The organism is Paenibacillus sp. Paensp38, from assembly GCF_059491915.1.
Genome location: NZ_CP168516.1, coordinates 1,219,432 through 1,241,673 on the forward strand (window position 1 = coordinate 1,219,432; position 22,242 = coordinate 1,241,673).

22 protein-coding genes are annotated in these 22,242 nt (G+C 47.3%); 19 read left to right on the forward strand and 3 right to left on the reverse strand.

Annotated elements, in window-relative coordinates; translation table 11 throughout:
• Positions 1 to 8 precede the first annotated feature (8 nt).
• Positions 9 to 902 carry a carbohydrate ABC transporter permease gene (locus ACEN8J_RS05520; protein WP_029515392.1) on the forward strand — a complete coding sequence of 298 codons (894 nt, stop codon included), beginning with the start codon at positions 9 to 11 and terminating at the stop codon, positions 900 to 902.
• A 111-nt stretch (positions 903 to 1,013) separates the two neighbouring features.
• Positions 1,014 to 2,555 (forward strand): extracellular solute-binding protein, encoded by a 1,542-nt coding sequence (locus tag ACEN8J_RS05525; RefSeq protein WP_029515391.1) that lies wholly within the window; start codon positions 1,014 to 1,016, stop codon positions 2,553 to 2,555.
• Between the two features lie 76 nt (positions 2,556 to 2,631).
• Here ACEN8J_RS05525 and ACEN8J_RS05530 read toward each other — a convergent pair whose 3' ends face one another.
• Positions 2,632 to 4,893: a helix-turn-helix domain-containing protein gene (locus tag ACEN8J_RS05530; RefSeq protein WP_069010441.1), complete on the reverse strand. Its 2,262-nt coding sequence runs from the start codon at positions 4,891 to 4,893 to the stop codon at positions 2,632 to 2,634.
• A gap of 266 nt (positions 4,894 to 5,159) precedes the next feature.
• Here ACEN8J_RS05530 and ACEN8J_RS05535 point away from each other — a divergent pair, with 266 nt between their 5' ends.
• Together ACEN8J_RS05535 and map are read left to right on the forward strand one after the other, a co-directional pair.
• Positions 5,160 to 5,879, forward strand: coding sequence for a TetR/AcrR family transcriptional regulator (locus tag ACEN8J_RS05535; RefSeq protein ID WP_241113378.1), 720 nt, complete (start codon positions 5,160 to 5,162; stop codon positions 5,877 to 5,879).
• A gap of 26 nt (positions 5,880 to 5,905) precedes the next feature.
• A complete protein-coding gene (gene map, locus ACEN8J_RS05540; RefSeq protein ID WP_029515388.1) occupies positions 5,906 to 6,652 on the forward strand; it encodes a type I methionyl aminopeptidase in 747 nt (248 codons plus the stop codon).
• A 262-nt stretch (positions 6,653 to 6,914) separates the two neighbouring features.
• Here the strand turns inward: map and exlX are convergent, their stop codons facing one another.
• On the reverse strand, positions 6,915 to 7,628 hold the full coding sequence (gene exlX / locus ACEN8J_RS05545) for an expansin ExlX (RefSeq protein ID WP_029515387.1): 714 nt from the start codon (positions 7,626 to 7,628) through the stop codon (positions 6,915 to 6,917).
• A 478-nt stretch (positions 7,629 to 8,106) separates the two neighbouring features.
• Here exlX and ACEN8J_RS05550 point away from each other — a divergent pair, with 478 nt between their 5' ends.
• Complete coding sequence (locus ACEN8J_RS05550; protein WP_495594329.1) at positions 8,107 to 8,823, forward strand: metal-dependent hydrolase; 717 nt, start codon at positions 8,107 to 8,109, stop codon at positions 8,821 to 8,823.
• 98 nt (positions 8,824 to 8,921) lie between these two features.
• Here ACEN8J_RS05550 and ACEN8J_RS05555 read toward each other — a convergent pair whose 3' ends face one another.
• Positions 8,922 to 10,001, reverse strand: a complete 1,080-nt coding sequence (locus tag ACEN8J_RS05555) for a M42 family metallopeptidase (protein WP_069010446.1) — start codon at positions 9,999 to 10,001, stop codon at positions 8,922 to 8,924.
• A 185-nt stretch (positions 10,002 to 10,186) separates the two neighbouring features.
• On the opposite strand from ACEN8J_RS05555, the gene spoVAC reads away from it, so the two are divergent.
• From spoVAC to ACEN8J_RS05625, 14 genes are all read left to right on the forward strand, one after another.
• Entirely contained in the window at positions 10,187 to 10,693 is a 507-nt protein-coding gene (spoVAC, locus tag ACEN8J_RS05560; RefSeq protein WP_029515384.1) for a stage V sporulation protein AC, read from the forward strand.
• Complete coding sequence (gene spoVAD / locus ACEN8J_RS05565) at positions 10,690 to 11,712, forward strand: stage V sporulation protein AD (protein ID WP_029515383.1); 1,023 nt, start codon at positions 10,690 to 10,692, stop codon at positions 11,710 to 11,712. The genes spoVAC and spoVAD overlap by 4 nt, the downstream gene beginning before the upstream one ends.
• On the forward strand, positions 11,709 to 12,065 hold the full coding sequence (gene spoVAE / locus ACEN8J_RS05570; protein ID WP_013311204.1) for a stage V sporulation protein AE: 357 nt from the start codon (positions 11,709 to 11,711) through the stop codon (positions 12,063 to 12,065). Before spoVAD ends, spoVAE begins: the two co-directional genes overlap by 4 nt.
• Before the next feature lie 215 nt (positions 12,066 to 12,280).
• On the forward strand, positions 12,281 to 13,240 hold the full coding sequence (locus ACEN8J_RS05575; RefSeq protein WP_039272322.1) for an AAA family ATPase: 960 nt from the start codon (positions 12,281 to 12,283) through the stop codon (positions 13,238 to 13,240).
• A 3-nt stretch (positions 13,241 to 13,243) separates the two neighbouring features.
• Positions 13,244 to 14,491, forward strand: coding sequence for a DUF58 domain-containing protein (locus ACEN8J_RS05580; protein ID WP_318627844.1), 1,248 nt, complete (start codon positions 13,244 to 13,246; stop codon positions 14,489 to 14,491).
• Positions 14,488 to 16,698, forward strand: a complete 2,211-nt coding sequence (locus tag ACEN8J_RS05585) for a transglutaminase TgpA family protein (RefSeq protein WP_029515380.1) — start codon at positions 14,488 to 14,490, stop codon at positions 16,696 to 16,698. Before ACEN8J_RS05580 ends, ACEN8J_RS05585 begins: the two co-directional genes overlap by 4 nt.
• A 108-nt stretch (positions 16,699 to 16,806) precedes the next feature.
• On the forward strand, positions 16,807 to 17,337 hold the full coding sequence (locus tag ACEN8J_RS05590; RefSeq protein WP_013311200.1) for a YqeG family HAD IIIA-type phosphatase: 531 nt from the start codon (positions 16,807 to 16,809) through the stop codon (positions 17,335 to 17,337).
• A complete protein-coding gene (gene yqeH / locus ACEN8J_RS05595; RefSeq protein WP_069010449.1) occupies positions 17,330 to 18,457 on the forward strand; it encodes a ribosome biogenesis GTPase YqeH in 1,128 nt (375 codons plus the stop codon). The genes ACEN8J_RS05590 and yqeH overlap by 8 nt, the downstream gene beginning before the upstream one ends.
• A gap of 110 nt (positions 18,458 to 18,567) precedes the next feature.
• Positions 18,568 to 19,437, forward strand: coding sequence for a shikimate dehydrogenase (gene aroE / locus ACEN8J_RS05600; RefSeq protein WP_495594330.1), 870 nt, complete (start codon positions 18,568 to 18,570; stop codon positions 19,435 to 19,437).
• A gap of 68 nt (positions 19,438 to 19,505) precedes the next feature.
• Entirely contained in the window at positions 19,506 to 19,802 is a 297-nt protein-coding gene (gene yhbY, locus ACEN8J_RS05605; protein WP_013311197.1) for a ribosome assembly RNA-binding protein YhbY, read from the forward strand.
• A gap of 17 nt (positions 19,803 to 19,819) precedes the next feature.
• Positions 19,820 to 20,410: a nicotinate-nucleotide adenylyltransferase gene (gene nadD / locus ACEN8J_RS05610; protein WP_318627846.1), complete on the forward strand. Its 591-nt coding sequence runs from the start codon at positions 19,820 to 19,822 to the stop codon at positions 20,408 to 20,410.
• A complete protein-coding gene (yqeK, locus tag ACEN8J_RS05615) occupies positions 20,394 to 20,990 on the forward strand; it encodes a bis(5'-nucleosyl)-tetraphosphatase (symmetrical) YqeK (RefSeq protein WP_029515376.1) in 597 nt (198 codons plus the stop codon). The genes nadD and yqeK overlap by 17 nt, the downstream gene beginning before the upstream one ends.
• Positions 20,987 to 21,334: a ribosome silencing factor gene (gene rsfS / locus ACEN8J_RS05620; protein ID WP_013311194.1), complete on the forward strand. Its 348-nt coding sequence runs from the start codon at positions 20,987 to 20,989 to the stop codon at positions 21,332 to 21,334. The genes yqeK and rsfS overlap by 4 nt, the downstream gene beginning before the upstream one ends.
• Complete coding sequence (locus ACEN8J_RS05625; RefSeq protein WP_029515375.1) at positions 21,331 to 22,239, forward strand: CvfB family protein; 909 nt, start codon at positions 21,331 to 21,333, stop codon at positions 22,237 to 22,239. The genes rsfS and ACEN8J_RS05625 overlap by 4 nt, the downstream gene beginning before the upstream one ends.
• Positions 22,240 to 22,242: the final 3 nt, after the last annotated feature.

Here is a 22,242-nt window from a genome sequence, read left to right on the forward strand (position 1 = left end):
CCAAACGGATGGCGATCAAAGAGGATGTATACACTCGAATTTTTAAAATTATCTCTTATGTGATTATCATTATGGCTTCCATTGCTTGTTTACTCCCGTTCCTACTTATTATTTCGGCTTCACTGACCAGTAATGAATCGATTATCAGGGATGGATATCACTTTATACCACAGCAATTCTCACTGGAAGGTTACCGGACGGTGTTCACCTTTCCTGAAGAGGTGTTAAGGGCGTACGGGGTGACGATTTTTACCACGGTTGTAGGTACGACGTTGGGCCTGTTCCTGATGACGATGGCAGGATATGTGCTGGCACGCAAAGATTTTAAATACCGCAATGCGTTTTCCTTCTATATTTACTTTACGACGCTGTTCGGGGGCGGGTTGGTACCTTGGTACATTATGCTGACGAAGTATTTAGGATTGCTTGATACGTATACAGTGCTTATTTTTCCGGGATTGATGACTCCGTTTCTGATCATTTTAATGAAAAACTTCATTCGTTCTTCCATGCCGGAAGAGCTGTTCGAGTCCGCTAAAATAGATGGTGCAGGTGATTTTAAAATTTACTATCGAATTGTACTGCCTTTATCCACACCGGGTATTGCCACTGTGGGGCTGTTTCTGGCCTTGGCTTACTGGAATGACTGGTTCTCATCCTCACTCTTTATTAACGATCCGCATAAATACCAGTTGCAATATTATCTGTATAATGTAATTAACTCCATGCAATTTATCGCTCAAATGGGTGCAGGTACTGGCGTATCCCTTTCCAGTGATATGCCGACAGAATCGACGAAAATGGCAATGGCGATCGTGGTTACTGGACCCATTTTGCTGCTGTACCCGTTCATTCAGCGTTACTTTGTCAAGGGGCTGACCATTGGCGCGGTAAAAGGCTGAAGCGACACTAACGGGCTGAGATGGCATAACGTGCTGACGGTATGCCATCAAAGCAGCACTTTTTGTAAGCGTTTTATTTAAACAGACTACCATTTCAAAGGGAGGATTCACATGACATTCACAAAGAAAAGAAAACAACGCATGTCCATCCTGATTGCAGTAATGGTCATCATGGCGCTATTAGCCGGATGTGGAGGCGGTAGCGGAAACAGCGCACAAAAAGCAAATGGAGAGGATGATAAATCCCAAAAAGTGCAGCTGCAATTTTATATGCTGGGTGATGCTCCTAAGGATCTGTCTACCATTGAGGCAGAGATTAATAAGTTGGCGGAAAAAGATCTGAATGCCACCGTCAAATTTAACTATACGACGTGGACAGACTGGGATCAAAAATATAAGCTGTTATTGTCTTCGGGTCAGCCTATCGACCTGATATTCACTGCAGATTGGACGCAGTATCAGGCCTATGCCAAGAAGGGCGCATTCCTGCCGCTAGACGATCTGCTGCCTAAGGCCGCACCTGCCCTGCAAAAATTTGTGCCTCAGGACATGTGGGATGGAGTTAAAATCGGAGGCAAAATTTATACCGTGCCTGGCACGTATAAAGAGTATGTCACTAACGGCTTTGTATGGCGTGAGGATTTACGAGAGAAGTACAATTTGCCTAAACCGACAGATATCAAAAGTTACGAGGCTTATATGGATGGGATACGTCAGCATGAACCAAATATGAAAACCGTATCTCTGAACAGCGATATCAAGGGAAATCTACATGACCGATATACCGAATTAGTAACGAAGAGTATAGGTGCCTTGCCTTATGGCATTGGTATTAAATATGAAAAACCAACAGAGGTTTATAAATTTTGGGGCTCGGATGAGCAAAAAGAAGAGCTGAATACTTACAAACGCTGGGCCGATAAAGGATTCATTCCCAAAAATGTATTAAACGTAAAAGATACGCTTCAGGATCAAGTGACTTCTGGTAAAGCAGCGAGTATTTTCGGTGACAATCCAACCCGGTTTAATGATATGGTCATTAAGCTCAAAGCATCTCACCCGGACTGGAAGCTCGAGTATTACCCATTCCCTTTGACGACAGGTTATGCAACTCCAGTGCATCCGATTCATAACGGCTTTGCAATTCCAAAAAGCAGCCCAAATCCGGCGCGCGCATTAGCTTTTTATGAAAAGCTTGTGACGGACAAACGCTATAACTTGCTCACGCAATATGGTATTGAAGGCAAAAACTACGAAGTCAAAGATGGTTACTACCATATGATAGGTAGCGGCAGTTCTAATGGATTTTCACGCGAAGGTATGAACAGTTGGGCTTGGCGTAACCCGGAATATATGCTGTTTGATTCAGGCTTTGACCGTGTGAAAAAGATTTTTGCTGAGCTGGATAAAATTCAGAAGCCTGACCTGTTTACCGGCTTTGCAGAGGACTACACAACCTACCAAGCAGAAAAAGCAGCTCTAGAACAGGTTGAGAAGCAATATCTGTATCCACTCCAAGCTGGACTGATCGACAATGTAGATCAAGGCTTGCAGACCTTCTTGCAAAAGGCAAACCAAGCTGGTTTGGAGAAAATTCAAACCGAATATACAAAACAATGGGAAGCTTATGTAAAGGAGAAGGGGATTAAATAAAACCTAAAGAATTGTGATAAAGAAGAAAAGCAAGTCTCCAGAAAGTTGGAGGCTTGCTTTCTTGATGTCAGTTTACTTATTGCGCATTTGCTCTAGAACGGCGAAAATCTGTCGGTGTTACGCCCAAGCTACGTTTGAACATGCGATGGAAATAAGAGCTGCTTGCAAATCCGGTTTGTTCTGCTACGTCAGCCACGGACCAGTCGGTCTGTTCCAGTAACTCACAGGCCTTGCGAATACGGAGTTGTTGGATGACGTCCACGATAGTAGACATGGTCTGTTGCTTATATAGCCTGCTGACATAGATCGGCGACATATCCAGCTCTTCCGCAATCTGATTGAGACAAAAATTGGGATCCGTATAGGCCTGCTCCATTCGTTCATTAATTTGTCGCACCAAACGTTCCTGTTTCGTGTTTCGTTTTTCCGATAGACTGGAGCGAATATGATCAAAGACCAATTGATAATGATCAATAAGGTTTTCAGCGGTCTCTAACCGATCTGCGGATGGTAATTCAGGTTTAGATTCTATAGCAAATCCATTGAGCTCACTGATATGCCGAACAGCATTATTCACACTCATGATGAGCCGGGATATCGCCTCTCGAATAGAGGAAAACGGATATTTTTCCATATGCATCAATAATTCTTTGATCATACTGTGTGCATCCTCCGTATGACCAGACAGTAGCATATCCAGCATTTTTTTCTCTTTATCGGCTGGATATACGTAAGTATTTTGGATATCTTCGTCTGTAGTGTTTTGCGCATTAATAATGCAGCCATGTCCCTGAAAAAATCGGTGCATAGATGCGTCTTGTACCTGGCGGTACAGCAAATGTAGCCGTTCTGGTTGACTCGTGATGGCACTGTAAGTCAGTGAAACGCTCAGCTTCAAATATTCAAAGCAAGCTTCGCGTATTTGGCGTAATAAAGTTTCTAGTAGTACAGTGTCTGTATGTTCTGCGGGATCGAGAATGTTAAGCATCAGCAGTACACTGTCCTCATCCATATCAACAGTCTCCACCCGGTACGTCTGTCCGCATATTTCAGAAGCAATGTTCATAATTGCAAACTTATAGGGTAGCAGATCAGGTCCACGTTCGCTTTGCCATCGGGTATATTCATCTATGCGTAGCAGCACAAGGCGGTAGTCTTTGTCGAACTGGAACGTAATCCCAAGCTCGCGCAATCGTTCCGGTTCTTCACTGGCAGGGATATTTTGAATTCCCCGAATCACATTTCTTAAAATGTTTTGCCGGATCGTGTACATACTGTTTCGTTTCTCCGATTCCAGTGAATTCATATGCACAACGATTTGGCCAATAGGCGTATACAGCATTTTGGACAGCAGCCACGAAGCCACGAATCCTGCCAATGCAATGATGGCGGCTATCAGTAACATCGCATTACGAATAACACTCGCCATTTTGATAACGCTTTCATATGGTGTGACACTAATATACTGCCAACCTAGTCCGTCCGGGGAGGTGTAGGAAATGAGTGATCTTTTACCATGAAAGTCTTCTACAAAATAGCCTGTTTCTTGTTTTTTGACTCTCGTATGCAACCATAGCTGCTCTTTTTCGTTCAAAGTTTCGTCTGTCAATGTTGTACCAGACAACAGCCTGCCCTGATCGTCTAAAATATAAGCGGTCCCGCCTGAGATTGGATTCGCCGCCATTTCCTTGTTCATCCAGGCCGCCGACACATTCACAATCACAGCCGAATTTATCGCTTCGTTCGAGTTAATTGCGTCATAACATAAATACGTATAGGCTGCGATATCTGGGCTTGCTTGCTCTACTCCAGCTCTGGAGTCTGAGGCAGTCAGCAGCGGATACGTGCGTGGAATAGGCGTAAAGGGTTTATAGTCCTGATAATGATCCAGTACGCGAATGATATCTGTATCAGCCAGTTCATGTTTGCTAAATAACCCGTTTTGACCTTGTGAAGACGCAATGTAGAAGGTGCCGCTTTTAGGGTTAAACACGTAGATGGATTCGATATACGGCATGGAGTTAAGATAATTGTTCAATTCGGTCATGGCGGCGGTTACATCATATACATTAGGTTTGGGATAATACAACAACTTGGATAGGGTACTGCTGCGATACATTTGGAATGCCAACGATTGAGCGATAGATGTCATGTTAATAACCTCTCTGCTTCTCAACGTCAAGCTGTTGTGATTGGCCTCGAATGCCTGCTCCTTTTCCACACGAATATAGTAAAAATAATACACAGTGGTGGATACCAGCAACGTTAGCGTAATACATAACGTAATGCTGACCAGCAATTTGCTGTGAAGCTTATGATGCTTTTTGAAATTGCTCATTTGAACAGGCCTCCTGTCTGTGTGCACGTAGCTGTAAAGTACACCCTATTTATGTATTCATTATACGTGTGATCTTGTGAACAGGACAGTGAACAAACCGATTCTTTGTGAAAAATAATGATTTTTCGTTAAGCAGCTAACCCGTTGGTCAAGTACCGATTTCTAGGTTGAGCCGGAAATCCTTCAGCTAATCTCTTGTTATTTGCATGCCAATGTTTTATATTGACATAATAGTAGGTCAAAAATAAAAGAGGTGAACGGACGAGATGAGTCCACGCACGAAGGAACAAAACGAAGAGATTCGACTGCGGCGTCTGGAGCAAATCCGGAAATCCGCTGCCGATGTATTTTTGAATAAAGGGCCTTTACTGGAAATCCGCGATGTGGCTGCGCAGGCAGGACTCGGCTATGGCACGGTATACCACTATTACAGCAATAAGGGCAATTTGCTCTACGATCTGCTATGGGATGCGTTGGAGCGGGCCGGGGGATGGCTGGAGGCCTCGTTAGAGGCTCCGCTGAAGGTTCCGCCGGAGGTCCCGCACGTTTCGGCTTCGGGGGAGGCGCCGGCGGGCGGGCATTTTGGCTTGGCTGATGCGGCGGACACTGGGAACTTGGCTGTCGCAGAGCTTGGCCCCGTTGCCGCTGCCAGCGTCCGGCTGCTGCAGCTTTGGGCGGAGGACCACGCCCTGTACCTGCTGAATAAGCTGGCCGGTGAGGGCTTTGCCTCGCTACCTGAAGCGCGCTCGGCCCCGCTCTCGGCCGCCTTTCTCCGGGAGGTGCTCGCGCCGTTTGCCGCGCTGCTGGAAACCGGGTGTGTGGCGGGCGGGTCTACCGCTTCCGGCGAAAACGCGACGGAGCCGTCGTATCGGCTACAACGCGCGGAAATGCTGCTGGCCGCTTTGGTCGGTTGCGCCGCGCTTTCGCTTCGCCGCGGAAAGCTGCACGAGGAGGCCAGGGATATCGTCCGACTTTTAAAATTATAGAATGGATAAGGAGCGAACAAACAAAGATGATTATTTTAAAATCACCTAGGGAAATCGAAGAGATGAAGCCGGCGAGCCAAATCGTTGCGGACTGCTACCGCGAGGTGGCCAAACTGATCGAGCCTGGGATCACCACCCGGGAAATCAATGACTTTGTTGCCAGACACATCACCAAGCTGGGCGGCAAGCAGTTTACGAAAGGGTACAACGGTTTCCCCGCCGAAACCTGCATTTCGGTCAATGATGTGGTGGCTCACGGCATTCCTTCGAACCAGATGCTTATGGACGGCGACTTGCTGAAGCTCGACATCGTCGTGGAATACGGCGGATGGTTCGGCGATTCGTGCTGGTGCTATGCGGTGGGCAATATCCGGCCGGAGGCGCAAAAATTAATGAAGGTGACAAAGGAATGCTTGGATCTGGGGATCGCCCGGGCCCTCCCTGGGGGCCGGCTCGGCGACATAACGTCGGCGATTCAACAGCATGCGGAAGCGAACGGGTTTTCGCTCGTACGCGATCTGCTGGCCCACGGGATCGGACGGAGCCTGCATGAGGAGCCGAGCTACGAGCATATCGGCGTAGCCGGCAAAGGCATTCGGTTAAAGGAAGGCATGGTGTTTACGATTGAACCGATGGTCAACGAAGGTACGTTTCGTATCACGATCGACGACGATCAGTGGACGGCGAGGACGGCCGACGGCAAGTTGTCAGCGCAATATGAGCATACGATCGCAGTCACGCCGGACGGACCGCTGATTTTAACGGCCCAGTAAGAATAAAGGCGAACGGACGGGAATGCGTCATTTCAGGAAATAAGTCGCCAACCCGGCCTGTTTGGCCTGACGAAAGTTCGTAATCCGAAACCACGAAAAAGCGCTGGGCCTACCTGGATCAGCGCTTTTTTTGCCTGGTTTGAAACTTTTACCGATTTACGGAAAACCGTTTCCCCGGGGAAAATGGCCTAGAAGTAAAACACTCCCATTAGCCTAGGGGATCGATCCTGAAATAACGTAAGCAAAGAGAGGCAGTACTTCATCAGTCTGGAAATTGAACGTTACCTTTAACGATATAGGCTTGGCCTGTGCCACTTTCCGCTAGAGCTGGGATGGTATCGTTGAGCACGGCACCACGAATGTCCGTAATCCTTATTTTCAGAGGCTGTTTTCCTAAGTTGGTACCCAAAAAGTGGTTGTAATCCTGTTTTTCGAGATTGAGCCATTGTCCGTTTTGTTGGACTTCCATCTTCAAGACCGGATATTTATGATTGCGTACTTGAATGGCTGCCCACCATTGGCTGCTGCCTTCTTTGATACGGTAGGAGACATTGCCGCTAACAGGAGCTTTGACAACTTTCCACGAAATATTAATTTTTCCGTCTAATTGATTGCCAATCAGGTTGAACGCGTTCGGGGACAGATCGAGTGCGCCACTTGGACCTTCGGGGTAAAGATCAGTTACATATACGGTTGTTTTCCCTTTGGGACCTTGAACTTCCAAATAGGCTCCGGCTAATGCAGCTTTGATTCCGTTATAATTCAGTTGTGTGCGGTTAAGCGCTGTGATTTTGGCATCCGAAGGGATGGGATCAAGTAGTAATGCCCCTCCAGAGTAACCTGATCCCGTATATGTGGCGTAGCCTGTGTATGTATCATTCCAAGCAGCTGAAGCGGGAAGGGCGAATAATACAAGACTTAACAACGATGTCAGACCGAGGGTTTTGAACTTTCGGAACGTCGATTTTTTTTGCATAATCATTTCCTCCTTATTCATTTAATAGATTCATATAGTAAATATAAACACTATATTACCTAATATTTCAAATTGTACAATAGGACTTTAAGGCAAAAAGAAAATATTGAAGATGTTTGTCAACTTACTCATAGGCCATATGTCTTGTTTTTTTGAATATGGTTGAACAGTGCTCTTTTTCGCAGAAAGTTTGCAGGGCAGCCGATAAGTTCAGGAAGATGTATCCTTATAACACAGGACAGGGCTGACTGGAGAGTAAGGACAGAGGAGGGGGTTAATAATAAGGACGAATGTCTTCTATGCACCGCCAGTAAAATACTTTAGAGCGATTAAACTAGGACTTTTGAATGAAGTCTTTTAAATAGAATAAGCGAACTATTGTTCTCCTTTTGTTTGTCGTATACAATCGAATCATGCTGATTCAAATGGAGTGATGTTGAACTCTGTTGTATGCTGCAACGAAAGGATGTTTTGCACCATGATGGGAAGAGCCCATTTGATTATTGGAACCGGGGTCTCCCTGTCGGTATTAGCTCTAAGTGGATACGAAGTGACCCCGGCTGCCGTGGCAGCTGCTGTGGTCGGTTCACTGTTGCCGGATATTGACGAGCCTAACTCCATGCTCGTGAGCCGTGCGCTGCCAACCAAAATGCTTAGATTCGTACAGCTTCTAATGATTGGGGCTGCTGGTTGGGTATTTTTCACCCGTTTGGCTCCGCCGCCATGGAATCTTGTTCTGGCTTTGCTGATGATTAGTGCTTCTTTTATGCCTTCACGAGCCATGCGCAAGGTTATTATCTTTCTAATTGGTATCGGCCTCGCCTGGTATGGAGAATCATATGCACCGTGGAATTATATCGCTGGGTGTCTGCTGATCATTTGTACGCTAGTCCCACACCGGGGGTTAACTCATACGGTATACGGGACAGTCGCATGGACTGCGCTGCTTTATGGTACAACACGTTTGCACGGTGACAGCATATGGCTGGCTGGAGGTATGGCGTACTTGCTGCATTTACTGGCAGATTCCTTGACGAATAATGGAATTAAACCTTTGCCGCCGTTCAAATGGAAGCTGCGATTTAAATTGATGAGTACCGGAACCCGGAAGGGAGCTAAGGTAGAAAACGTCTGCATTGCTCTAACTGCTGTACTTGTAGTGATTGCTTTGCTTCGTTATAAGCATTTGATTTGAAATGTTCTATCTTTTGTTTCTATTAAATTAAAAAAACAGTCAATGCACGTTGTACGTGTCTTGACTGTTTTTTATAGATAGCGATTCTCTATTACACCTTAAGCTCGTTCAATAATGGTATTCAGCGTTGTACGATCCAGGTTTTGAACCAGCTTGATGATCAGCTCTTTGGCTGCATCATAATCATCAGTGTGAATAATAGACGAGGAAGTATGGATGTATCGTCCACAGATGCCTATGACGGTGGATGGCACGCCAATTCCGCTCAAGTGCACTTGGCCTGCATCGGTTCCCCCTGTGGAGATGAAATATTGATACTTGATTTTGTGAGTTTCCGCCATGTCTTGCACGTATTCCACAATCCCGCGGTGTGTAATCATACCCGGATCAAATACCCGCAGCAGTGCGCCTTTACCGAGGTGTCCGTAAGCATTCGGGTCACCGCCCATATCATTGGCTGCACTGCAATCCAGTGCAAAGAAAATATCGGGCTGAATCAGATTGGCCGCTGTGCGTGCACCGCGCAGTCCTACTTCCTCCTGAACAGTGGCCCCCGCATACAATGTATTGGGAAGCTTGTCTTTTTCTTTATGTAACGCTTCAAGCAGTTCAATAGCCAAGCCTACACCGTAGCGGTTATCCCACGCTTTAGCCATGATTTTTTTAGGATTTGCCAGTGGTGTGAAATCACAGATTGGCGCTATGGCTGTTCCTGGTACGATCCCCAGATCCTGAGCTTCCTGTCTGCTGTCTACGCCAATATCCAGATACATATGCTTGATGTCCATAGGTTTACTGCGTTGCGATTCATCCAGCAAATGAGGCGAGATAGAGCCAACTACACCGATAACTGGGCCTTTTGGAGTCAATACTTGAAGACGTTGTGACATGATGGCTTGACTCCACCAGCCTCCAACCGGCTGAAAACGAATCATTCCATTTTCCGTAATACCATTCACGATAAAACCGACTTCATCCAGATGGCCTGCCACCATTACACGTGGTCCACTCTCTTGACCGCGTAGCACCCCAAAAAGACTGCCCAATCGATCTTGCACGATTTCATCGGTATAGCCGGATATCCGTTCCTTAACCCATGCCCGTAACTCTCGCTCATGCCCAGGAATGGAAGGAAACTCCGTTAAGGTTTTAAACAATTCCAATGTTTTTGATTCCATGATGTATACCTCACTCCTTATTAATTAACCAGTGGTCGTCATGTATTTAGTATGAATGGATTTGTACGGAATGTCCACGATATCATTTTCCTGACATAACATTTCTCCAAAAAGCTCATAATGAAAAAGACCCAAGCAATTCGAACCGCCAAGCGCGAAAACTTACAGATAAGGGGTGGTGAATGATGCCAGCTAAATCCGGGCAGCGCGGTTTTCGTACCAATACGTCGCCGCTGTCCATAAATGAGAAGGACTATCAGAATATTTCACAAAAGCATGAGCCCTCGAGAAAAGTATTTGCCAATTGTGTGCGCGCTTTTCTGGTTGGAGGCGGGATCTGTGTGATTGGACAGGCGATTCAGGAGGCTTTTATGGCAGGGATGCACATATCAGCCAAGGAGGCCGCCCCGCCGACCTCATCTATGATGATCTTGCTGGCGGTCATATTAACCTGTATCGGGGTTTACGATAAGGTTGCCCAATGGGCGGGAGCGGGAACCGCTGTGCCAATTACAGGCTTTGCTAACTCCATGTGTTCGGCTGCATTGGAATATCGTTCTGAGGGGCTGGTGCTCGGAGTGGGCGCGAATATGTTCAAACTGGCAGGCTCGGTTGTCGTATTCGGGGTGGTGGCTGCATTTATCATAGGCGTTATATATGCCATCCTTGGTGTAGGAGGCAATCACTTATGAGAAGACAGGGAGGACAAACCTGGAAGTTTGAATCGAGACCACGCATCATTGGAAGTGCCACTGTTGTGGGCCCGGATGAAGGAGAGGGGCCGTTGTCCACAGATTTTGATTATATTTATGACAATATAGAAATCAACGAGAAAACGTGGGAAAAAGCGGAACGTAGATTGATTGAGCACTCTACAGAGCTGGCGCTAATTAATGCCAATTTGAACAAAGAAGAAGTGCAGTTTTTTATTAGTGGTGATCTGATGAATCAGATTGTCAGTAGCTCCTTCTCGGCTAGCAAGCTGGCCATTCCCTATTTGGGTGTTTTTGGAGCATGCTCAACATCCATGGAAAGCTTAGCCTTAGCCGCACTTATTGTGGACTCAGAGGCCGGTGACTACGTGATGGCGGGTACGACTAGCCATAATTGTACTGTGGAAAAACAATTCCGCTATCCTAATGAATACGGATCGCAGAAGCCTCCTACGGCTCAGTATACTGTTACCGGTTCCGGCGCCGCAATAGTGGGCCATGCCAAGTCAGGGACGGTGGTGGATTGTGCTACCATTGGACGTGTAATGGACATGGGCATTAAAGACCCCTTTAATATGGGTGGAGCCATGGCTCCCGCGGCTGCGGATACGCTGTTGTCTCATTTTCGAGATACTGGCCGTGACCCTAGTTACTATGACCTCATTGTAACGGGCGATTTAGCCTCTGTGGGGCTGCCGATTGCCAAGGAGTTGCTCAAAAAAGATGGGTTTGATATGAATCAGACGGAATTTAATGATTGCGGTTTACTGATTTACGACATTAATAAGCAAAAGAAAGTCATTTCAGGAGGCAGTGGTTGTGGCTGCTCGGCTGTTGTAACCTACGGGCATTTGTTGAAGCGGATCGAAAAAGGAGAGCTACAAAAGGTACTGGTGGTGGCGACTGGAGCGTTATTATCTCCTTTGACTACACAGCAGGGTGAGAGCATTCCTTGTGTTGCACATGCTGTAGCTTTTGAGGCGGGAGGAACAGTATGATATTTCTATGGGCTTTTTTAGTGGGTGGTGCCATTTGTGTCGTGGGCCAATTGATGATGGATGTGTTCAAAATGACGCCGGCACATACGATGAGTACGTTGGTAGTTGCAGGTGCAATTGCTGATGCTGTTGGGATATACGATCCGCTTATTAAATTTGCAGGGGCGGGTGCGACCATTCCAATTACCAGTTTTGGTAACTCACTTGTACACGGCGCATTAACCGAATTGGAGAAGGACGGATGGTTGGGTGTCATTACAGGGATTTTTAGTCTGACAAGTGCAGGGATTTCCTCTGCGATTATTTTCTCTTTTCTGGCATGCTTGTTTGTTCGTCCAAAAGGAAGCATATAAAAGCAGCGTACTTTAGATTTGACATCGTAAGATAAATAATTGTATACATGTGCCCTTCGGATCTAATGACCGAAGGGTTTTTAATTGTTCTGCACATGAGAGATCGAAAGAAGGATGGAGTTTGAATAATATGGGCAGGGGGTTGAGTGTACTCTGTGCCTACCTTCATGTACAATAATAGGAAACAGGTTGCTATCTAGGAGGTTTACAGAGCTATGCCCGTACGTCAAGAATCTGTGCAGATTGTATCTGCAATCCGTTCTAATCTGGAATCATGTATATTAGGTAAATCCTTTGAAATAAAATTACTGCTTACGGCTATGCTGGCGGGTGGACACATTCTGATCGAGGATGTTCCGGGTACGGGAAAAACGCAAATGATCAAGGCTCTTGCCAAATCCATGCGCGGTGATTACCGCCGTGTTCAATGTAATCCTGATATTCTCCCGAGTGATATTACAGGGGTATCCATATTTCATCCACGGGACGAGCGTTTTTATTTCCGTCCGGGTCCTGTGATGACTAATATTTTGCTGGCGGATGAAATTAACCGAGCGACGACGAAAACCCAGTCAGCTCTGCTGGAGGTTATGGAGGAACGCAGTGTGACGGTGGATGGGGACACTCATATGTTGCCTCATCCTTTTATGTTGTGTGCGACACAAAACCCGATTGATTTTGAAGGCACTTATATGCTGCCGGAAGCACAGTTAGATCGTTTTATGCTCAAAATCAGCTTGGGTTATCCTGATATGGAGACGGAGCGAAACATGCTGCTCCATCATCAGGCAGGCCAGCCAGCAGATCGTCTGGAGGCTGTAGCTCATATGGAGCAGATTGCTGACATCCAGCAGGAAATTAGAGGGATTTATATGGACAAAGCAGTGACGTCCTATTTACTTGATATCGTACGTGCGACAAGAGAACATCCATCTGTGCTGCTGGGAGCTAGCCCTCGGGCGGCCCTTGCTTTTGTAATGGCTGCGAAGGCATACGCTTTTCTGGACAACCGTGACTATGTGCTGCCTGATGATGTGAAGGCGCTGGCACCTTATGTGCTAACGCATCGTTTGTTGCTGCGTCCCGAGGCGCGCCTGGATAGTTCCAATGCCCAGTCCGTGCTGGAGGCTGTCCTTCGGCAGGTACATGTACCCGTACGAATGGAGCGTCCTTAGGTAATGAATATGGTCAAAAGGAAGCGCAGGCTTCCCCGGCTGTCAGGCCGCATCTGGCTTCTGATGGTCATATGGGTGGTGTGCCTGCTATATTTGTTGTTTCAGGGCGGCAAGACGTCGGTCATGCTGTTGTCTATGGTTACGCTGTTAATCGTTTATTTATGGATCGTTGGTCTGAGCGGAGTTCGCCGTGTGCAAGGCTCCCGGCAGCTTTCGCAAGGCTCGGATTTTGGAGAACTGCTGCATGCAGGAGATCAGGTGCATGTAAAGCTGAGCCTCAGCATTCCTGGATTTCTTCCGTTACCCTATGTCATTGTCCGTGAGGTCCTTAAGCGACATACAGGTGAGTCCTGGTCGTTTGAGGATAGTGTCATTCCCAGTCTAAAAGGGGGCGGTAAGCTTACATTTCAGACTCCCGCTTTAGAGCGAGGAAGCTATCACTTTGAGGAAACGGAATGTGTGAGTGAGGACATCTTCGGTCTGTTGGAGCACAAAGGCAGCTTGAACGCACGCGGTGAATTTCGGGTTCTGCCCCGAACGGTATTCATTCCGTATTGGCAGATGAATGACCGTCGCTCAAGGATGTCTGGACCGCAGACCGTTCAAACTCGTACGCGGCGTGAAACGACACAAATTAACGGTGTACGGGATTATGTATATGGAGATCGGTTTTCGCGCATCCACTGGAATGCGACGGCGCGTACAGGTAGCTGGAAATCCAAGGAATTTGAGCATGAGACCGTTCCTAAAACGATGCTTGTGCTGGACGTACACATGAAGCATTATGTGAACGCCGAACAGTTTGAGCTAGCTGTATCCTCTACCGCTTCATTGCTGGAATATGGTGGACGGGAGCGAATGGGGGTTGGATTGTGCACAGCTGGAGAGAAAGGCACCGTCTTTCAACCAAGTGAGCAGACAATGGAACGACAACGAATGATGCATCACTTGGTAGACATACACACCACTTCACAAGGTAGCTTGAAATCCGCTGTAGAAAGCAGTGTGCGCCAGTTTCCGCAAGGCTGTTATTTTATACTGATTAGTCCGCTGAAGGATTATCAGGCGATGGAGCTTCTTCGCTGGGCCGATACCCGGGGGATGACTCCGTGCCACGTTTATATCGGAGAAGGTTCTGCTGAGGGAGAAGTTGAAGAATGGATGAGCATGCTTCGTGCAAGGGGAATTAAGGGCTACGATGTTGAGAGCCTTGAAGAGCTCCCGGCTGTAATGGGGGGAGGGACACTATGAAGAGCTGGTTACAATCGTTAAAGGGTTCCTGGGTCCCCGCTTTTACATTTTTATGGATTATTATTATTGCCATGCAATGGGTTTCTTTTGCTTCCGAATTATGGTTGGAAGAGACAAGAGCACTCGTACTAATGACCATTACAATGCTGGCTCTGGTGAAGATTGTACTACCAGTTCGTCCCTGGATTGAATTTATTGTTAAGGCGGCGGCGCTGTTTTTTATTTTGTATCGGACATTGGTGTCTTATTCAATCATTATCCCCTTCGGAGGGGTAGCCAATCGCCTGGACCAGTTTATTTCCAATATGTCACCTTATATTTGGTTTTCCCTCATTGCTTGGCTAGTTATTGAAATGGTGCCGCTCATCGTTACAACGAAGCAGCGGATTCTTGTTTTTGTGGGTATTAACATTGCCGCGCTGGCAGTACTTGATTCCTTCACGCCAACTGTGCTGTGGGAGGAGGTTGCTTGGATCGTCTTTGCTGGTATGGGTTGGCTGGTGACACAGCATCTGCAGTATTTTCGGCAGCATTATCCTCAAGGATGGAAGCATATTCGGCGCTATCCATATAAAATAGCAGCCAATATTGCGGTCATTTTTGCGCTCATTATTATGGCTGGTGTCAATATGCCCGAGGTACAGCCCGCTTTGACGGATCCCTATACAGCGTGGACCCAGAGAAATAGCTCAACTACCGCCGGGATCAACAATGGATCTGGGGCACTGGATCAGCGGATGAACACTGCATCGGGTTATAGTCGCCAGGATAATCGGTTGGGGGGAGGTTTTAATTTTGACTATTCTCCTGTCATGACCATCACGACCACTCAACGAAGCTATTGGCGGGGGGAAACGAAACGAACCTATTCCGGTACAGGCTGGAGTGACAAGGGCAACGATGATCAAACGTTAAATGATGTTCCAATGACCGCAGAGCTTGAAAACACACAAGAAACGCGGCATTCGACTGAGCAGGTCGTTCAGACCATTACGATGCAAAACGACCAAAGCTATCCTGTTCTATTTGGCGCTTATTCGGTGCAGCGTGTTCAATCGGTGGACAGAGATTCACGGGCAGACGGGTTACGTTGGAAGCCGGAACAGGCGGAACTGCTTTGGAATCCATCCTCCCGAAGAACTGCTTATCCTAAAACGTATACTCTGGTATCGCATGTCCCTGTGATCCCTGAGAAAGAGCTACGCACAAAAACTTTTAATGAGTTGTACGGAAAAAACAAACAGGAAGCCTATCTACAAATTCCAGATGAGTTGCCACAGCGGGTTCGTGATTTGGCTCAGAACGTAACGTCAACGGCGAAAACGCCATATGAAAAAGTCGGATTACTACAGCAGTATTTGCAGCAAAATTATGCATATACGAACAATCCGGATCTCTCACGGAAAAGAAGCAGAGATTTTGTGGATGCCTTTCTGTTTGAGATTCGGGAGGGCTATTGCGATTATTATTCCACCTCATTAGTCATGATGGCTCGCTCCGTTGGGGTTCCGGCCCGTTGGGTTAAAGGGTATGCACCTGGTCAGCAGACGTTTTCAGATGATGCAACAACGGGTGAAGGTGACGAAAATATGTCCTCTTACTCCGTGACAAATGCGGATGCTCATTCCTGGGCGGAAGTATATTTAGGTGAATACGGTTGGGTTCCTGTAGAAGCAACGCCTGGCTTTGATATGCCGCTGCTTACGGAACAGGAGGATTCAAAGACTCCAGAAGCCCCAGAGGTTAAAGATCAGTCTGAACCGGAACAGCCTGAGCAGACCCCGCAGACTAATCCGGAGGAAGCTTCAAAGATTCATCCTGTAATTATAGGTTCTGCTGCTGCAATTCTGCTGTTGTGGGCTGCTTATGTCGTCTGGCGTAATCGGGCAGACCTTCACTTTTACCTGCTGCGTTTACGCAGAGGTAAGCCGTTGACTCCGGATGAAAAGGTGGTCGTCGAAACTGAGCACTGGTTAAGGTACATGCGAAGAAGGGGATTTGTCCGCGCCAGTCACGAAACACTGAGGGAATCAGTTGATAGATGGTCGCTAGAAGTACCGGAACAGGCTTCAATTTTACATCAGCTGCTTGGACGATTTGAACAGGCGCGTTATAGTCCCTCATCCGTAACCGCAGAAGATTGGCATATGGTTCGCAAGCAAGCCTCTCTGTTACACAAAGAAGGCTGGATAAAACGTCTATTTTAATCTTTAGCTATATATTTAGTGAAAAAGCTGTCCGTTTGTTGCGGATAGCTTTTTACTAAGCCATAGTAATATGGTATAGTTTGTCGTATGAAACTGAGGTGACCGACGTTGTTTGAAATGCTGATGCCCAAATTACGGGTGAATACCGTCTTTGATATTGATCTTGAAGGCTTATATGCTCAAGGATATCGCGGCATTATTACGGATCTGGATAACACGCTGGTCGGCGCAAAAGCGCCGAATGCAACTCCCGAGCTGGTGGCCTGGTTTGAGAAGGTCAAACAGGCGGGTTTTAAGCTTGTCATCGTGTCTAACAACAATATGGACCGTGTATCCGTGTTTGCTACGCCTTTGGACATTGAATTTATACATGCCGCACGGAAGCCCTCCAACTCGTCTTTTCGTAGAGCCATCCGTATGATGGGGCTGACTCCGGAAGAAACTATTATGGTCGGAGACCAAATGTTGACGGACGTATTGGGAGGTAACCGACTGGGGTTGCATACGGTGTTGGTGCTACCGATATCCATTCATGATGAAGGAGTCATGACTCGATTTAATCGGCGGTTGGAGCGAATCGCGCTCACAAGGTTACGTAAGAAAGGCTTATGGCTTGAGGAGGAAAAGAAGAATGACTGAAAGACCTGACGGCGGCACTGCCGTCAAATGTAGTGGTTGCGGTATAACCGTGCAGACCACTAGCCCGGAGCTTCCGGGATTTATTCCTGAAAAATTGCTTACTCGCGAACCTGTCATCTGTCAGCGTTGTTTCCGAATCAAAAACTATAATGAGACGTCTTCAGTGACGGTGGATCAAGATGAGTTTTTGAAGCTGCTCAGCCAGATTGGCGACAAGGATGCACTCGTTATCCACATTGTAGATATTTTTGATTTTGAAGGCAGCTTGATTTCCGGTCTGCAACGCTTTGTAGGCTCTAATCCGGTTATACTGGCTGTAAACAAGACCGATTTGCTGCCTAAGGTAACGAATTGGAACAAGATACGTAACTGGGTACAAAAGCAAGCGAAGGAACAAGGGCTTCGCACGGAAGAAATCGTACTGTGCTCAGCTAAAAAAAATCAGGGCTTTGACCGTCTTTTGGATGTGGTATCTGAGCTCCGTGGTAACCGCGATGTATATGTGGTTGGAGCGACAAATGTGGGTAAATCCACGCTCATTAACCGTTTGATTCGTGATTATAGCGACATGGAGCAGGAGCTCACAACGTCCCGTTACCCGGGAACTACACTCGATATGGTGAATATTCCGCTCGACGACGGCAAGCACATTATTGATACTCCGGGTATTGTATACCCTTGGCGATTCAGTGAGATCGTCTCCCGTCAGGACTTGAGCGCTATTATGCCGGACAAGCCGCTGAAGCCTGCTGCGTATCAGCTTGATGCCGGACAAACATTGTTTTTCGGCGGTATGGCCCGATTTGATTTTGTCGACGGTCAGCACCAATCTTTTACCTGCTACATTAACGGTGGTCTTAAGATACATCGCACGAAGCTGGAGCGAGCTGATCAGTTGTTCGCTGATCATGCCGGGGAATTGTTATCTCCGCCAACACGCGATCAATTGGCAGAGATGCCGGAATGGACAAGACATGAGTTCCGCGTGCCACGCAAGTCTCCATCGGACATCTATATTTCCGGCTTGGGATGGATCAGGGTAAATAGCGAGAACGGAGCTCTGGTTGCGATTCATGCTCCTCGGGGAGTCCGTGTGCTTTTGCGGCCTGCGTTGATATAACGTTGCTGTAACCATGTTATAGGGCGGCAAGGAACAGGTACTGTACTGGTTCCTGCCGCCATTCATGTATTTGTGCGGCCTAATATTTTGCAATATGGGGGAGAGCGACGATGAACAGCGGGGAGTCTGAAGCGACTGAACAAGGTCTTGTACTATTGGGCGTATTGGGTGATCCAATCAAGCACTCCAAATCGCCTCTTATGCATAAAATAGCTTTGCAGGCAGCGGCGATTGAAGGAGATTTTGTACCTCTTCATGTAAAACCGGATCAGCTGGAAGATGCCATGAAGGGGATTCGCGCTTTGCATTTCCGCGGAGTCAATGTGACGATTCCCCATAAAGTCGAGGTTATGAAATATCTGGATGAGATTGATGAAGGTGCCAGACTCATTGGCGCTGTCAATACGATAGTAAATGATAATGGACGGCTTAAGGGGTATAACACGGACGGAATTGGCTACGTACGTTCCCTCAAAGAAGAGACTTCTGTTGAGTTGAATGGAGCAAGAATTGCTGTGCTTGGAGCCGGAGGGGCTGCTCGTGGCGTGATTCATGCTCTGTTGGAGGAGCAGCCGGAATCGGTCATTATTTTGAACCGAACACGTGACAAAGCTGAGCAACTGGCATTAGAGTGGACGACGGAAGCGATCCCAGTGAGGGGTTATTCCAACGAGGATGCCAAGAGCGTGCTCGCCACAGTGAATGTTTTGATTAACACAACCTCGGTGGGAATGTCTCCTTTATCGGATGAACTTCCACTGGAAACGAGCTTGATTCCGGAGGGAATCATTGTGAGTGATTTGATCTACAACCCGTTGGAAACGAGACTTTTACAGGAAAGCCGTGAACAGCGCGGCTGCACTGTACATGGGGGCTTGGGCATGTTCGTGTACCAGGGGGCTGTGGCTTTTGAGTATTTTACAGGGGTTGTCCCTGCTGTAGAGCAAATGAGAGCGGCTGTGCTGAGTAGCCTGTCGTAAGTAAGAGGGTACATTAAAATTATGGAAATGCTGCATTGCATATGTGGCGACGAAGGGGTTAAATATACATGTTAACAGGTAAACAAAAAAGATATCTGCGCTCAATGGCGCATCATTTGGACCCGGTTTTTCAAGTAGGCAAAAACGGTACGAATGAGCATCTTATGCGTCACATCAACGATGCGATTGAAAAGCGTGAGCTGATGAAAGTACAAATTTTGAACAACTGTTTGGACGACAAGCATGAAATTGCGGAAGAACTGGCCGCGGAGACAGGTTCTGAGCTTGTACAGATCATCGGGAGCACTATTATTTTGTACAAAGAATCCCGTGACCATAAGGAAATTGAGTTGCCTAGAGGATAACATGCGGGGAGAAAATTATGAAAATCGGTATTATGGGTGGTACATTTGACCCGATTCATATTGGACATCTGCTGGCTGGAGAAGCGGCAAGAGATGCCTATGGGCTAGATCAAGTATGGTTTATGCCTTCTCATATTCCTCCGCACAAGCATCAGGCGGGGGCGAGCGGTAAAGAGCGTCTGGAGATGACGAGTGAAGCGGTGGCGGGTCATCCTGCTTTTGAAGTGCTGGATATTGAAGTGCTTCGCGGGGGAGTATCCTATACCATTGACACGATCAAGGAGCTTCAGGAGTTGCATTCTGCTGTGGATTTTTATTTTATTATTGGTGCGGATATGGTGAACTACTTGCCTCATTGGCAGGGAATTGAGGAACTGGTGCAGCGAATTTGTTTCATTGGTGTTCGGCGCCCAGGATTCCAGCTTGCAATGGATGAGTTGCCACAATATTTGCAGGACAAGGTACTGCTGGCAGATATGCCAGTGGTGGACATTTCGTCCACGGATATTCGAGAGCGTGCTGCGGAAGGGCGCACTATCCGTTATCTTGTGCCTGATCGAGTGCATGACTATATTACAAGGGGCGGTTTGTATGAAGTACAGCCGTGAGCAATTAATGGAAGCCGTATCTGGTCAAATGCCTGAAAAACGCTGGAAGCACACACTAGGTGTTATGCATACCTCAGTGGAGCTTGCGAAGCGTTATGGAGTAGATCCGGATAAGGCCGAACTGGCGGCTATTTTGCATGATGTAGCGAAATATTGGCCTGTTCAGCAGATGGAAGAGGTGATTCGCAGTCATCCCGAATGTGATCAGGAGCTTTTGGAACATGACAAGCAGCTCTGGCATTCAGAGGTAGGATACTGCGTTGCAGCAAGAGATTACGGAGTGGATGATTCTGAAATAAGGAATGCGATCCGCTGGCATACGTCAGGACGCGTAGGTATGAGCCTGCTGGACAAAGTCGTGTGTCTCGCTGATTACATCGAACCGGGACGGGATTTTCCCGGGGTTGAGCATATCCGTAAACAGGCAAAGAAAAGTTTGGAGCAGGGCCTTGTCGCTGGATTTGACTCCACAATTTCATTGTTGCTGGAGAAGAAAAAGGTTATTTTTCCACTGACAGTCTTGTCGCGCAATGACTTGATTCAACAACTAAAACAGAGAAAAACGGAGGTTCATGAATGACCCTAACTAATGAGCAATTAATGCAAACAGCGGTTGATGCCGCAAATGATAAAAAAGCAATGAATATTGTCGCACTGGATTTGCGGGGAATATCACTAGTAGCTGATTATTTTGTCATCTGCCACGGTAATTCGGATACACAGGTACAGGCGATTGCAACAGAAATTCGCAAACGCGCTCATGATGAAGGTGTAACTATCAAAGGAATCGAAGGGATGGATTCCGCCCGTTGGGTTCTAATGGATTTGGGGGATGTCGTAGTGCATGTCTTCCATCGCGACGAGCGCGAATATTACAACATTGAACGACTCTGGTCGGATGCTAAGGTTGTGGAAAAGGTATGAGTTTGATCGCCGGTACTTATGTCACCATTATGGTGGATCGTGAGGTATCTCCTTTCGGCTACTTTCTCACTGTTGGTGAGCAGGATGTGCTGCTGCACTATACGGAGCTGACACGTGAAATTGAAGTTGGTGAACGGTTGGAGGTATTTATTTTTCACGATACAGAGGACCGTTTGGCCGCAACCATGAAAAAGCCGTTCTTGTCGTTGGGCGAAATGGCTAAGCTTGAGGTGGCCGATGTGCATCCGCGTTTGGGTTGTTTCCTGGAGATGGGATTGGGTCGTCAGCTTTTGCTGCCGATTCGTGAGTTGCCAGAAAACCGAGATTTGCATCCTCGGGTGGGCGACTACGTGTATGCCATTATGGAGCATGACAAGCAAGGCAGATTGCGGGCTAAGCTGGCAGGGGAACAGGAACTGGCTCCGTTGTGCTTCCACGCCCCTGATTCGTGGCTGAATACGTGGGTGCAGGCGACTGTGTACAAGCCGCTTCAAATGGGCACATTCGTTCTGGTGGACGGAGGGGTGCTTGGTTTTGGCGCGATTGGGATGATTCACTCCTCAGAACGCAACCGGATGCTTCGCTTGGGCGAAGAGGTTAAGGTACGGGTCACGCTTGTTCGCGAAGACGGTCGGGTCAATCTGGCAATGTCGCCACGCAAGGAAGTGGGCCGTGATGAGGATGCGGATCGATTGATTGCTTTTCTGAAAGAGCGTCCGGGCGGCGGTATGCCTTACTCCGACGCAACACCGCCGGATATTATCAAGCAACGGTTTGGTATTAGTAAATCCGCCTTCAAGCGTGCGATGGGCAAGCTGATGAAGGAAGGAATGGTTACACAAAAGGAAAACTGGACCTACCTGGTGGAGAAAATGCCGAAACCGAAGGACGGGAATGGGGAATAAAAA

What these genes read in the sequence shown, in the direction of transcription:
- ACEN8J_RS05520 (WP_029515392.1), top strand. Translation starts at nt 9, where the DNA reads ATGGCGATCAAAGAGGATGTATACACTCGAATTTTTAAAATTATCTCT.
- ACEN8J_RS05525 (WP_029515391.1), top strand. Translation starts at nt 1,014, where the DNA reads ATGACATTCACAAAGAAAAGAAAACAACGCATGTCCATCCTGATTGCA.
- ACEN8J_RS05530 (WP_069010441.1), bottom strand. Translation starts at nt 4,893, where the DNA reads ATGAGCAATTTCAAAAAGCATCATAAGCTTCACAGCAAATTGCTGGTC.
- ACEN8J_RS05535 (WP_241113378.1), top strand. Translation starts at nt 5,160, where the DNA reads ATGAGTCCACGCACGAAGGAACAAAACGAAGAGATTCGACTGCGGCGT.
- map (WP_029515388.1), top strand. Translation starts at nt 5,906, where the DNA reads ATGATTATTTTAAAATCACCTAGGGAAATCGAAGAGATGAAGCCGGCG.
- exlX (WP_029515387.1), bottom strand. Translation starts at nt 7,628, where the DNA reads ATGCAAAAAAAATCGACGTTCCGAAAGTTCAAAACCCTCGGTCTGACA.
- ACEN8J_RS05550 (WP_495594329.1), top strand. Translation starts at nt 8,107, where the DNA reads ATGATGGGAAGAGCCCATTTGATTATTGGAACCGGGGTCTCCCTGTCG.
- ACEN8J_RS05555 (WP_069010446.1), bottom strand. Translation starts at nt 10,001, where the DNA reads ATGGAATCAAAAACATTGGAATTGTTTAAAACCTTAACGGAGTTTCCT.
- spoVAC (WP_029515384.1), top strand. Translation starts at nt 10,187, where the DNA reads ATGCCAGCTAAATCCGGGCAGCGCGGTTTTCGTACCAATACGTCGCCG.
- spoVAD (WP_029515383.1), top strand. Translation starts at nt 10,690, where the DNA reads ATGAGAAGACAGGGAGGACAAACCTGGAAGTTTGAATCGAGACCACGC.
- spoVAE (WP_013311204.1), top strand. Translation starts at nt 11,709, where the DNA reads ATGATATTTCTATGGGCTTTTTTAGTGGGTGGTGCCATTTGTGTCGTG.
- ACEN8J_RS05575 (WP_039272322.1), top strand. Translation starts at nt 12,281, where the DNA reads ATGCCCGTACGTCAAGAATCTGTGCAGATTGTATCTGCAATCCGTTCT.
- ACEN8J_RS05580 (WP_318627844.1), top strand. Translation starts at nt 13,244, where the DNA reads ATGAATATGGTCAAAAGGAAGCGCAGGCTTCCCCGGCTGTCAGGCCGC.
- ACEN8J_RS05585 (WP_029515380.1), top strand. Translation starts at nt 14,488, where the DNA reads ATGAAGAGCTGGTTACAATCGTTAAAGGGTTCCTGGGTCCCCGCTTTT.
- yqeH (WP_069010449.1), top strand. Translation starts at nt 17,330, where the DNA reads ATGACTGAAAGACCTGACGGCGGCACTGCCGTCAAATGTAGTGGTTGC.
- aroE (WP_495594330.1), top strand. Translation starts at nt 18,568, where the DNA reads ATGAACAGCGGGGAGTCTGAAGCGACTGAACAAGGTCTTGTACTATTG.
- yhbY (WP_013311197.1), top strand. Translation starts at nt 19,506, where the DNA reads ATGTTAACAGGTAAACAAAAAAGATATCTGCGCTCAATGGCGCATCAT.
- nadD (WP_318627846.1), top strand. Translation starts at nt 19,820, where the DNA reads ATGAAAATCGGTATTATGGGTGGTACATTTGACCCGATTCATATTGGA.
- yqeK (WP_029515376.1), top strand. Translation starts at nt 20,394, where the DNA reads ATGAAGTACAGCCGTGAGCAATTAATGGAAGCCGTATCTGGTCAAATG.
- rsfS (WP_013311194.1), top strand. Translation starts at nt 20,987, where the DNA reads ATGACCCTAACTAATGAGCAATTAATGCAAACAGCGGTTGATGCCGCA.
- ACEN8J_RS05625 (WP_029515375.1), top strand. Translation starts at nt 21,331, where the DNA reads ATGAGTTTGATCGCCGGTACTTATGTCACCATTATGGTGGATCGTGAG.